Source organism: Bradyrhizobium sp. CCBAU 25360 (genome assembly GCF_028128695.1).
Classification (GTDB): Bacteria; Pseudomonadota; Alphaproteobacteria; order Rhizobiales; family Xanthobacteraceae; genus Bradyrhizobium; species Bradyrhizobium ottawaense.
On record NZ_LBJA01000001.1, the window covers coordinates 83400 to 95844 of the forward strand.

The following is a 12445-nucleotide window of genomic DNA, read 5'->3' on the forward strand; positions in this document are numbered from 1 at the left end:
TGTTGGGGGTCTTGAACGCAGTTCCGCCGGATTATTGACGAAAAGTTGCCGCAATCGGCCGAGTCCAGTGGAGAATTGCATTTATTGCTAAGGCGTTACGGCGCGATCCTGTTAACGATGATTAAGATTGTCTTAATCGCGGGCATTTCATTCGCGACGCTCTGCCAATAGGATGTTGCGGAAATTGGCGGACAAGCCGTCCGGGTGGGGACGGCTCGGAGATCCGCGCAAGCGGCATGATCCGGTCTGTGGGCTTGCGTAGCGCGCAGGGCTCGCGGGGGGACGCGTACAAGTAACGAGGGCTCGGACTGAACATGGCGAACACTCCGAAAAAGGTCAAAGACCCCACAGAAGTTGCGCTTTCTGCGATCCAGGAAGCCCTGAACATCAGCGACACGGCTGCCGACACCAGCCGCAACGCCGCGATGCGCAACGAAACCGCGCCTTCGGTGGCCCCGCCGCCCCCGATCTTCGACGAGCCGAGCTTCGAACCGCGCCCTGCCGCCAACGAACGCTCGACCGTGTTCGACCCGGTCGAGGAGCCGCGCTCTTCGCGCCGCGCCGCCAATGACGACCGCGAAACCATCGGCCAGCTGCTCCAGGCGCTTCAGAAGGGCCGCCCTGCCCGCAGCGTCTACACCTTCGCCACCATCTTCGCCGGCGTCTGGCTCGCCGCCTGCGCCGCGCTGACGTTCGGCTTCCTGCCCTCGATCCAGGCCGCCATGGGCCAGAGCGGCGGCGTGCTCGTCATCGCCGGCCTGATCGCGATGTTCTTCGCGCCGATCATGCTGTTCTACTTCCTTGCGAGCCTCGTCTGGCGCGGCCAGGAAATGCGCATGATCGCGCAGGCGATGGCGCAGGTCGCGATCCGCTTCTCCGAGCCCGAGGGTTCGGCCTCCGATTCCATGGTCACCGTCGGCCAGGCCATCCGCCGCGAGGTCGCGGCGATGGGCGACGGCATCGAGCGCGCCATCGCGCGCGCCGGCGAGCTCGAGACGCTGGTCGCCAACGAGGTCGCCGCGCTCGAACGCGCCTATTCCGACAACGAAGTGCGCATCCGCGCCCTGCTCCAGGACATCGCGCATCAGCGCGACAATCTGGTCGGCCAGGCCGAGCAGGTCCGCAGCGCCATCTCCGGCGTGCAGATCGATTTGCGCCACGACATCGCGCTGATCTCTGATGCGATCGCCTCGCGCGTCGACGAGGTCGCCAAGTCCATCACCGGCGCGCTGGAAGAGCGCGGCGCCCACATCACCAGCGCGCTGAGCAATGCCGGCGACAACATGATCCTGGCGCTCGGCGAGCGCGGCGGCGACCTGCTCGACCGTCTCGAGGAAGCCAGCAACGAGACCACGCGCGCCGTGCTCGATGCCAGCGAGCGGCTGACCACCAGCCTCAACTTCAAGACCGGCCACGTCCACGACGAATTCGTCGACCTCGCCGACCGCGTCCACGAGATGCTGAACGAGCGCATCGACCGCATCACCGGCGAGTTCGAGCAGCGCTCCGCCGCGATCGTCGACGGCATCTCCGAGCGCACCGAGCAGGTGCACGACAGCCTGAAGAATTCCTCGGACTCGCTGCTGCTCGAGCTCGAGCTGCGCTCCAACGACCTCTCCGCCAAGATCGACGACGCCGGCAACCGCCTCGCCGGCCAAATCCTGACGAGCGGCGACAAGGCGAGCGAGGCGCTCGACGCCACCGTCAACACCCTCGTCGCCAAGGTCGTCAGCCAGACCGAGACCGCGCACGATTCGCTGTCGCTGCAGATGAGCGCGTTCGACGAGCTGGTCAGGAACCAGGGCACCGAACTGGTCGAGAAGTTCGCCCGCGACTCCGGCACGCTGGGCGCGCTGATCACGCGCCACATCTCCGAGTTCGACCGCACCGTGAAGACCTTCGGCGGCGAGATCGTCGAGCGCATGGGCCAGCGCACGCAGGACATCCACGAGTCGCTGAAGACCTATGTCGAGAATTTCGACACCCGCTTCACCGCGAACGGCGGCGAGATCACGGCCGTGCTCGACCAGCGCCTGGTGCAGTTCGAGACCACGGTCGGCGAACGCGTCAACCACCTCGACGCCTCGCTGAACAGCAAGATCGCCAGCCTCGACGGCACGATCGATGGTCACATCAAGACCTTCGACGAGCAGCTCGTCGGCCGCGTCGCCGCGCTCGAACAGTCGTTCGACACCCGCGCGCAATCAATGACCGAGACCATCGACGGGCGCATCAACACGCTCGCGACCTCGCTGACGGATGGCGCCGCGCAGGCGATCCAGTCGATCGACTCCCGCCTCACCCACCTCACGACGTCGCTGACCGGCGGCGCTACGCAGGCCATCGAAACCATCGATGCGCGCCTCAACCACCTCACGAGCTCGCTGACCGATGGCGCCTCGCAGACCATCCAGTCGATCGATACGCGGCTGACCCATCTCACCTCGACGCTCACCGGCGGCGCGACGCAGGCGCTCGAGTCCATCGACTCCCGCCTCACCTACCTGACCACCGCGGTCACCAACGGCGCCTCGCAGGCCGTGCAGTCGATCGACACGCGCCTGACGCTCCTGACCTCCACCCTCACGGACGGCACCGCGCAGGCAATCGAGGCGGTCGACCGCCGCATCACCGGCGTCACCGAGATCATCGACGGCCGCAGCACGCACCTGACCGATACGGTGACGGCGCGCTTCCAGGAGATCCATCAGGTCATCGAGACCCGGGTCGGCTCGGTCGCCAGCGACATCGACGTGCGCGTGGCGCAGTTCGAGGACCTGCTCGGCTCGCGCGTCGAGGCCGTCGCCGGCCGCATCGAAAGCAGCGGCCGCCAGGCCAGCGAGGACATGATGTCCCGCGCCGAGATGATCTCGACCGCGATCCGCTCGCATGTCGAGGACGCCGAGCGCTCGCTCACCAACCTCGTCGTCAACACCAGCGAGACGATCCAGACCGGTGCGCGCACCGCCCAGCAGTCGCTGATGACGGTCTCCTCCGACGTCAACGCCCAGCTCAAGATGACCTCTGCCGAGGTCGAGCGCGCGCTGACCGCGGTCGGCACCGGTTCGGCGAACTCGATCCTGAGCAGCGCCCGCGAGGCGCAGTCGACGCTGGTCGCAGCCTCGGGCGAGGCCTCCAACCAGATCAAGGGGCTTGCGGCCGACGTCGAGCGTACGCTGTCGGCGGCAGGTTCTGCCACCGCAGCCTCGATCCTGGCCGGCGCCCGCGAGGTGCAGACCACCCTCGTCACGGCGTCCTCGGACGCGGCCAACCACGTCAAGACGCTCACCGCCGACGTGCAGCGCTCGCTGTCGATGGCCGGCACCACCACGGCGGAATCGATCACCGCCGGCGCTCGCGATGCGCAGAGCGCGTTGATCGCGGCCTCGAGCGAGACCGCCAATCAGATCAAGGCGCTCTCCTCCGACGTGCAGCGTTCGCTCACGATGGCCGGCACCTCGACCGCCGAGATCCTCACCAGCGGCGCGCGCGAGGCGCAGAACACGCTGGTTGCCGGGTCCTCGGATGCGGCGGCCCAGGTCAAGTCGCTCACCGCCGATGTGCAGCGCTCGCTCTCGATGGCCGGCACCTCGACCGCCGAGACCATCACCGCCGGCGCGCGAGAGGCGCAGAACATGCTGGTCACGGCGTCTTCCGAGGCGGCCAGCCAGGTCAAGTCGCTCGCGGCCGAAGTGCATCGTTCGCTATCGCAGGTCGGCCAGTCCACCGCCGAGACGATCACCACCAGCGCCCGCGACGCTCAGACCACCCTGCTCTCAGTCTCGGCCGAGCAGACCAGCCAGGTCCGTTCGCTCGCGGCCGAGATGCAGCGCGCACTGGCAACCGCCGGCGGCGCCACCATCGAGGCGCTCACCAGCGGCGTGCGCGAGGCTCAGGGCTCGCTGATCTCCGCCTCGACCGATGCGGCCAGCCAGATCAAGTCGCTGACCACAGACATCGAGCGCACGCTGACCGCGGTCGGTGCCGACACCGCCTCGACCATCCTCAACAGCGCGCGTGAGGCCCAGACCTCGCTGACCTCGACCTCGGCAGACGCCGCGAGCCAGATCCGCACGATCTCGACCGAGATCGAACGGACGCTGAGCGCGGCCACCGCGAACGCGACCAACGACATCCAGACCAGCGCGCTCAACGCCCAGAACGCGCTGATCTCGGCCTCCAACGAGGCGAGCTCGCGGGTCAAGTCGAGCTCGTCCGACGTCGAGCGTTCGGTGCTCGCCGCCAGCTCCAGCTTCGGCCAGGCCATGACCGGCAAGACCGACGAGATCGTCACCTACGTGCAGCAGCAGGCCGACCGCCTGTCGAACATGATCGACGCCAAGCGCGGCGCCCTGGTCGACGCGATCGGCTCCAAGACCAGCCAGCTCACGCTCGACATCGACCGCGTCACCTCGGACGCGCTCAAGTCGATCGAGACGCGCGGCCAGGCGTTCTCGCAGACCATGATGGGCAACGGCTCGGAAGTCGCGCGCACCATCAACGCGGCGAGCGAGATCGCCACCGGCGCGGTCGGCAAGTCGCTCAAGGACCTCGAGCAGGCCTCGCGCGCGGCGATCGACCAGTCGCGCCAGGTCTCGATCGCGGCCGTCACGGAGATGCAGGAGACCAGCAAGATCCTGCGTACCGACACCGTGGCGCTGTTCGAGCGTCTGCGCGAAGGCAACATCCTGCTTCAGGAGGTGCTGACCGGTGCGCACGACAACCTCAACTCGCTCGAGCGGGCGCTGGTGACGCGCGTCGCCGACTTCGTCTCGGCGATGAACGACGTCACCTCGCGCAACGGCGCGGCGACGCAGAACCTGGAAGAGCAGCTCAACGTCTTCAACAGCAAGACCACGAAGGCGCTGCAGGATCTCGGCGAGCTGTCGACCCAGTTCGACGCGCACGGCAAGGCCCTGGTCGACGCCGCGCAGGTCGTCGAGCAGAGCAACAAGAACACCACCGCCTCGCTCGCCGAGCGCAAGCAGGCGCTGGAATCGCTCGTCACCACGATCGACCTGCGCACGGCCGATCTCGACCAGCGCCTGTCGCGCTTCACCGGCCTGCTCGATGAATCGCTGGCGGCCGCCGAAGAGCGCGCCCGCGACATCGCCCGCGTCGTCGCCGAGACCGCCGGCGCAGGCTCCGCGGCGATCACCCGCCAGTTCGAGGCGGTGCGCGTCGCATCCGAGGAAGAGCACCGGCAGACCATCGAGGCCATGCACGACATCTACCGCCAGACCACGGACGAGGCGGACACGATGTTCAAGCAGTCGACCGAGAAGTTCACCAACCTCGTCTCCAGCATGAAGCAGATGGCCTTCGAGATGCACAACGAGCTCGAAGCCACCCGCAACGAGCTGCGCCGCGGCGTGCTCGAGATGCCGCAGGAGGCCGCCGAGAGCACTGCGCAGATGCGCAAGGTGATCGTCGACCAGATCGAGGCCCTCGCCGAGCTCAACCGCATCGTGGCCCAGCATGGCCGCGGCCTCGACGTCACCACGACGGGCCGTGCGTCCGTCGCGGTCCAGCGCCAGGAGGAGCCGATCATGGCAGCTGCGGGCGGACGTAGCGCCGAGACCCGCATGCGCGACACCGGCAGCGCTTCCACGCTGCCGCCGCCGGACCTCGGCATGCCGGCCGCGCGCCGCACCGATGCACCGCCGGTCGCGCCCGCCGGTAACGACCAGGGCCGTGACGGCTGGCTGTCGGACCTCCTCAACCGCACGGACGCCAATCAGGGCGCCCCGACCGGCCGTGAGGCTCCGCGTGGCCGCGCCGCACCCGCGCCGCAGCCGCAGGCGCCGCAGGCAAGTGGCAATCCGCTGGAATCGCTGTCGCTCGACATCGGCCGGCTGATGGACCGCAACCTCGCCGCCGAAATGTGGGACCGCTACCAGCGCGGCGAGAACAAGGCCTTCACCAAGCGCCTCTACACGCCCGCCGGCCAGAAGGCCTTCGACGAGGTCGCCCGCAAGTACCGCGCCGACCGCAACTTCAAGGGCACGGTGGACCGCTACGTCGCCGAGTTCGAGCGCCTGCTCGACGAAGTCGCCCGCGACGGCCGCGGCCCGCAGGAACTGCGCAGCCACCTGACCTCGGAGACGGGGCTGGTGTACACGCTGCTGGCGCATGCGGCGGGACGGCTGGGGTAAGCGACAAGACTCGCCAATCGCACGACGAAAAACGGAGGCCTCGCGGCCTCTGTTTTGTTTTGCGGGAAGAGTTCAGGTCGCGTTGGGCTGGCCGAACGACAGCCGCTCGGCGAGGACGGCGGCCTGGGTGCGCGAGCCGACGCCGAGCTTGCGCAGGATCGTCGAGACGTGGCCCTTCACGGTCTGCTCGGCGATGTCGAGCTCGCCCGCGATCTGCTTGTTGAGCTTGCCCTCCACGATCATCGCGAGAATGCGCAGCTGCTGCGCCGACAGCGAGGCCATGCGCGCGGCGAGTTCGACATCGGCGCTCTGGATCGAGCCGCGGCCGCCGACATTGGGCGGCATCCAGATCTCGCCGGCGAGAATCCTGGTGATCGCCTCGGCCATCTCGGGCAGGCCGAGCGATTTCGGGATGTAGCCTGAGGCGCCATAGGCGATGGCGCGGCGGATCGTGGTGGCGTCCTGCCGAGCCGAGATGATCGCCACCGGCACAGTCGGGAATTGCGCCGACAGGATGAACAGCGCGGCAAATCCCTGGATGCCCGGCATGGTCAGGTCCCAGAGGATCAGGTCGATCTCGCCCGACTGGGCCGTCAGCACGCCGATCGCCTCGTCCAGTGACTGGCAGGCAATGACGTCGAGATCGGGCAGCACGGCCGACAGCGCGCTGCGCAAGGCGGCCTGCACCAGCGGATGATCATCGCCGATCAGGATGCGCATCGTCAGGAAGTCCTCTGTTTCGTCCCGAGCTGCCGACTCAAGGCTTCGCTGCCGAGGAAGCGCCGCAGCGCCGCCGGCTTGACCGGCTTTGACAGGATCTCGCAGCCGCGCGCCCTCGCTTCCTTGCGGACCGCTTCGCTGCGATCACCGGTGACGACCAGGGCGCGAACCTCGCGGCCCGCCTTCTGCCTGAGTTCGTCGAGAAAGTCCAAGCCGTTGCGGCCGCCATCGAGATGGTAATCGAGCAGCACGACGTCCGGCACGTCGGCCGCCGCCGCTTCCATCGCCCCGGCGGCGTCTGGTGCGACCAGCACGCGATGTCCCCAATCACCCAGCAGCGCCGTGAGGCCGTCGAGGATGGTCGCGTCATTGTCCAGGCACAGGATCGTCAGAGGCCGCTCCGCCGCCACCGGCGCGGCAATTGCCGGACCGCGCTGAAGCGGCTGGCCCGGTCCGCGCGCAAGCGGCACCGTGACGGCAAAGCACGAGCCATGTCCCGGACGCGAACGGACATCGACCGCATGGCCCAGCAGCCGCGACACGCGATCGACGATGGCGAGCCCGAGGCCCAATCCCTTCTCCGATCCGGGCGCGAGGCGCTGGAACTCCTCGAAGATGCGCTTCTGGTCCTCCGCCGCGATCCCGACACCGGTGTCCCAGATCTCGATGCGCAGCGCGCTGCCCCGCCTCCGGCAGCCGAGCAGGATGCGCCCCCTCGGCGTGTAGCGAAGCGCATTGGACAGCAGGTTCTGCAAGATCCGGCGCAACAGATGCGGATCGCTGCGCACGGCGAGGCCGCAATCGACGACGCGAAGGACGAGCCCGCGTTCACGTGCCATCGCCGAGAACTCGACGTTCAACTGCACGAAGAGATCGGCAATCGGGAAGTCGAAGACCTCGGCGCGAACGGCACCGGCATCGTAGGAGGAAATGTCGAGCAGCCTGTCGAGCACATGCTCGGTGGAGCGCAGCGCCGTGACCGCGCTGCTCGCCAGGGCGCGCTCCTTGTCGGCGTCAGCCGTGCGCGACGAAACACTCAGGCTCTCGTCGAGAGCTGACAGGAACAGACGGGCCGCGTTCAGCGGCTGCAGCAGATCGTGGCTGGCCGCGGCCAGGAAACGGGTCTTGCCGAGATTGGCCTGCTCGGCTTCTGCCTTGGCCTGTTCGAGCGCCTCGGTCCGCTCGCGGACGCGCAGCTCGAGCCCCTCATTGGCGCGTCGCAGGGCTTCGGCGGCCCGGTGGCGCTCGGTCACGTCGGTATAGGTCGAGACATAGCCGCCCTCGGCGGTGCGGTCATAGACGATTTCGAGCACCGTGCCGTCCGGCCGCTTGCGCTCGTAGAGATAGGGCCAGATCTGCGTGGCGACGTCACGGTTGACCAGGAGCGCTGCGAATTCGGAGGCGGCATACTCCCCCCGCTCGACGTTGAAGGCGATCAGCTCCGCCAGCGGAAGCCCCACGCGCACGAAATCCGGCGGCAGGTCCAAGAGCGCGATGAAACGGCCGTTCCAGGCCGTGATGTTGAAATCGGCGTCGAACGCGCAAATGCCCTGCGGCACGCTCTCGAGCGTGCTCTGCAAGAGGCTGCGGTTGAAACGCAGTGCCTCCGAGGCTTCGTCGAGCATCGCCATCGCCTCCCGCCGCGACAGCGAGTGCCCTTCGAGCGACGCCGCGATCACCACCCGCGCGGATGCCGCACCGATCGCGCCGGCGAGCAGGTTTTCGGTGAACCGGATCGAGTCGAGATCGACGAGCCCCGACGGATCGAGGCGCGGCCCGGTGCCGGAGACACGAGCGGCAAGATAGCCGTCAAAGGACGCCGCACCGCGCTCGGCGCCGACAAAACGCAGCGCCAGCGCCCGGAGATCGTCGAGACGGACCAGCACGCGCGAGGACAGCTTCGGGATCGTTTCGCGAACGACACCGTCGGCGAACGCGGCAGCCTGGTTGCGCTCGACGGTCGATTGCCGTCCGAACGCCGAAAACACCAGGAAGCAGACGAGATTGGCACCGAGACTCCAGAGCGTGGCGTGCGAGATCGGATCGATACCTTCGAGACCGAACAGCGCGTTCGGCTTGAGCCAGCCGAGTTGCCAGGGGCCGTTGCGAACGATCTCCGCGATCCCAGGCCAGAGCGGCGCGGCCGAGGGCAGCAGCAGCGTATAGGCCCAGATGCAGAAACCCGCCGCGATCCCGAGCGAGGCGCCGGCCTTGTTGGCCCGCGGCCAGAACAGCCCTCCGACGAATGCCGGGCCGAATTGCGCGACCGCGACGAACGACAGCAGACCGATCACGGTGAGCGGATAGGACTGGTTGACCAGACGATGCATCAGATAGGCGAGCAGCAGGATGCCGAGGATCGAGAACCGGCGCACCGCGACCAGGACCGAGGTCATCGGCCGGCTCCGCGCGCGCAGGCCGAAGACGCGCGAGCGCAGCAGCAGCGGCATGATGACGTCGTTGCAGAGCATGGTGCTGAGCGCGACGGATGTCATGATCACCATGCCGGTTGCGGCCGACAGCCCGCCGAGGAAGGCGATCAGGCTGACGGTGCTCGCATCCGCAGCGATCGGCAGCGAGATGACGTAGGTGTCGGGGTCCATCATTGCGCCGAACCGGGTCAGCCCGGTCGCAGCGATCGGCAGGATCAGCAGGCTGAACAGCGCGAGATAGGCCGGATAAAGCCACGCTGCGGTGCGCGTGTGGCTCGGGCTCTCGTTCTCGACGACGGCGACATGGAACGCCTGCGGCAGGCACAGAAAGGCGATGCCTGAGATGATGATCGTCGCTGGCCACACCGGCTGCGTCGGATCGAAGCTCAGAATCCCCGCCAGTTGCGGCTCGGATTGAAATTGCGACAGCAGTGCGGCCGGCCCGCCCGATAGTCCGAACAGCACGAACAGCGCGACGATCAGGAAGGCGAGCAGCTTGACGACGCTCTCGAAGGCGATCGCGAGCATCAGGCCGCGATGATGCTCGCTGGCATGGACGTGCCGGACGCCGAACACGATCGCAAACAACGCCATCGACGCCGCCACGCCGAACGCCGAATCCTGCCAGAACCGCAGGGCCTCGCCGCCTGCGCGCTCAGGCTGGAGGATCAGATAGTCGAAGCTCTTGCCGACGGCTTTGAGCTGGAGCGCGATATAGGGAAGCACGCCAAGCACCGATGCGAGCGTCACGAAGGCCGCCAGCACCTGGCTCTTGCCGTAGCGCGCGGCGATGAAGTCCGAGATCGAGGTGACGTTCTGCGCCTTGGCGATCGCGATCACCTTGGACAGGAGCCTCTGGCCGAACAGCAGCACCAGCGTCGGGCCGATATAGATCGTGGCGAAGTCCAGCCCGCTGGTGGCGGCACGCCCGACCGATCCGTAAAAGCTCCACGAGGTGTTATAGACCGCAAGCGTCAGACAATAGCTGATCGCGGCCGTCCTGGAGTTTGGCAAGACCAGTGGCCCACCGGCGCTCCGCCGGTCGCCCCACCAGGCCACCAGGAACAGCGTGGTCACATAGCCGGCAGCGACCGCAAGAACGAACCACGCCTGCAAGACATCCTCACCCGAGACCGTCAGATCCGCCCGCGACGAGCGGGGTCGGAGCAAGGGCAGATACTAAAACGTTTTCAATCGCATGAAAGACTGTTCATTCCGAACGAGAGCGGCGGCCGGAGGATCGCCGGCCGCCGCTCGCAGGTCACCTCAGGCCGCCTCGCGGGAGAGCCGCTCCTGCGGCGTGCGCTTGAGCACCAAATTGACCGCGACGGCCACCACGATGTTGAGCGCGAGCGCCAGCAGACCTGTGTAGATCGCAACCGGGCCAGCACCGAGGTCAATGCTGTGCAGCGGCTTCAAGCCGTCCGACCAGGCGAGCCAGGATCCGCCTGCAAGGCCGACGGCCCAGCCGGCCAGCAGCGCCGTGCTCGAGAACCAGTTCAGATAGAGACCGAACACCAGCGCCGGCAGCGTCTGCAGGATCCAGAGGCCTCCGAGCAGCTGCAGGTCGAGCGCGAACTGCGTCGGCATCAGGAGGATGGCGAGCAGCGCGCCGACCTTCACCAGCATGGAGGTGATCTTGGCGACCTTCGCCTCACCTGCCGGCGTCACCTTCGGATCGACCCACACCTTCCAGAAGTTGCGGGTGAACAGATTGGCCGCGCCGATGCTCATGACCGCGGCCGGCACCAGTGCGCCGATCGCAATCGCGGCGAAGGCAAAGCCCGCGAACCAGCTCGGGAACAGCATCTTGAACAGCTCGGGCACGACGTCGTTGTTGCTGGCGAGCTTGAGGCCCGCAGCATGGCCCATGTAGCCCAGCAGCGCGAGCAGGCCGAGCAGCAGCGTGTAGGCCGGCAACAACATCGCATTCTTGCGGATCGTGTTGCCGCCGGACGACGCGAAGATGCCGGTCAGCGTGTGCGGGTACATGAAGGCGGCGAGCGCCGAGCCCAGCGCCAGCGAGGCATAGGGCACGATCTGCGCCGGCGACAGCAGGATGCCACCCGAACCCTTCTTGGCGAAGGCCGCATCCGCCGCGGTGAAGATCGCACCGTAGCCGCCGAGCTTGGACGGCACGATCGCGATCGCGGCGATCACCACGATGTAGATCATGATATCCTTGACGAAGGCGATCAGCGCCGGCGCGCGCAGGCCCGACGAATAGGTGTAGAGCGCCAGCACCAGGAAGGCGAGAACGAGCGGCACTTCGCCGTGCAGGCCCAGCGCCTTGATCGCCACCTCCATGCCGATGAGCTGGAGCGCGATGTAGGGCATCGTCGCCAGCACGCCGGTGGCTGCAACGGCAAGCTCGAGCCCGCGCGATCCGTAGGCGCCGCGCACCACGTCGCCGGCTGTGACGTAGCCGCGCTCCTTGGCGACCTTCCACAGCACCGGCATCACCGCGAACACGAAGGGATAGACGATGATGGTGTAGGGAAGCGCGAAGAAGCCGTAGGCGCCGACCGCGTAGACCAGCGCGGGAACGGCGATCACGGTGTAGGCGGTGTAGAAGTCGCCGCCGACCAGGAACCAGGTGATCCAGGTCCCGAACTTGCGGCCGCCGAGGCCCCACTCGTCGAGATGGGCGAGCGTCTCCGGCTTGCGCCAGCGCGAGGCGACGAAGCCCATGCCGGTGACGAGGACGAACAGTGCGAGGAATACGGCGAATGCCGCGCTATCGACATTAGTCAGCACGGCGCGCGCTCCTGTAAACGATGTAGGTGAGGAGCGAGGTCAGCGGCACCCAGGCGAGCTGATACCAGTAGAAGAAGGGAAAGCCGAACAGATGCGGCTCCCCGATATTGTAGAACGGCACGATCATCAGGCCGATGAACGGCAACAACAGCAACAGGCGTACCACGCGCTCTCCTCCCCTGTGTGTGAAGTCGACGCGCTTTTTCGTGAGCGCGACTTGAGCGCGATATAGCGGACAATGACGGCCAGCCCCTCCCCCTACCTTGGCTCGGCCAGACCCCCATACTTTCGTATCGGCCCTGTCATTGCGAAGAGAGGTCTAACCCGTCACCCTGATTGAGGGATGACGGAATCGATAACGGGGCGGACACGCCAATCGTC

General features: G+C 67.2%; 5 protein-coding genes. 1 reads left to right on the forward strand and 4 read right to left on the reverse strand.

Going from position 1 to position 12445, the window contains the following annotated elements; genetic code table 11:
* Window positions 1-314: 314 nt before the first annotated feature.
* Window positions 315-6155: a negative regulator of septation ring formation gene (locus tag XH81_RS00355; protein WP_038949073.1), complete on the forward strand. Its 5841-nt coding sequence runs from the start codon at window positions 315-317 to the stop codon at window positions 6153-6155.
* A 72-nt stretch (window positions 6156-6227) separates the two neighbouring features.
* Here XH81_RS00355 and XH81_RS00360 read toward each other — a convergent pair whose 3' ends face one another.
* The 4 genes from XH81_RS00360 to XH81_RS00375 form a co-directional block, all read right to left on the reverse strand.
* On the reverse strand, window positions 6228-6881 hold the full coding sequence (locus XH81_RS00360; RefSeq protein WP_038949071.1) for a response regulator: 654 nt from the start codon (window positions 6879-6881) through the stop codon (window positions 6228-6230).
* Entirely contained in the window at window positions 6878-10423 is a 3546-nt protein-coding gene (locus XH81_RS00365; protein ID WP_271595627.1) for a hybrid sensor histidine kinase/response regulator, read from the reverse strand. The genes XH81_RS00360 and XH81_RS00365 overlap by 4 nt, the downstream gene beginning before the upstream one ends.
* Window positions 10424-10573: 150 nt before the next feature.
* Window positions 10574-12064 (reverse strand): monocarboxylate uptake permease MctP, encoded by a 1491-nt coding sequence (mctP, locus tag XH81_RS00370; RefSeq protein ID WP_038949069.1) that lies wholly within the window; start codon window positions 12062-12064, stop codon window positions 10574-10576.
* Window positions 12054-12230 (reverse strand): DUF3311 domain-containing protein, encoded by a 177-nt coding sequence (locus tag XH81_RS00375; RefSeq protein ID WP_028143295.1) that lies wholly within the window; start codon window positions 12228-12230, stop codon window positions 12054-12056. Before XH81_RS00375 ends, mctP begins: the two co-directional genes overlap by 11 nt.
* Window positions 12231-12445: the final 215 nt, after the last annotated feature.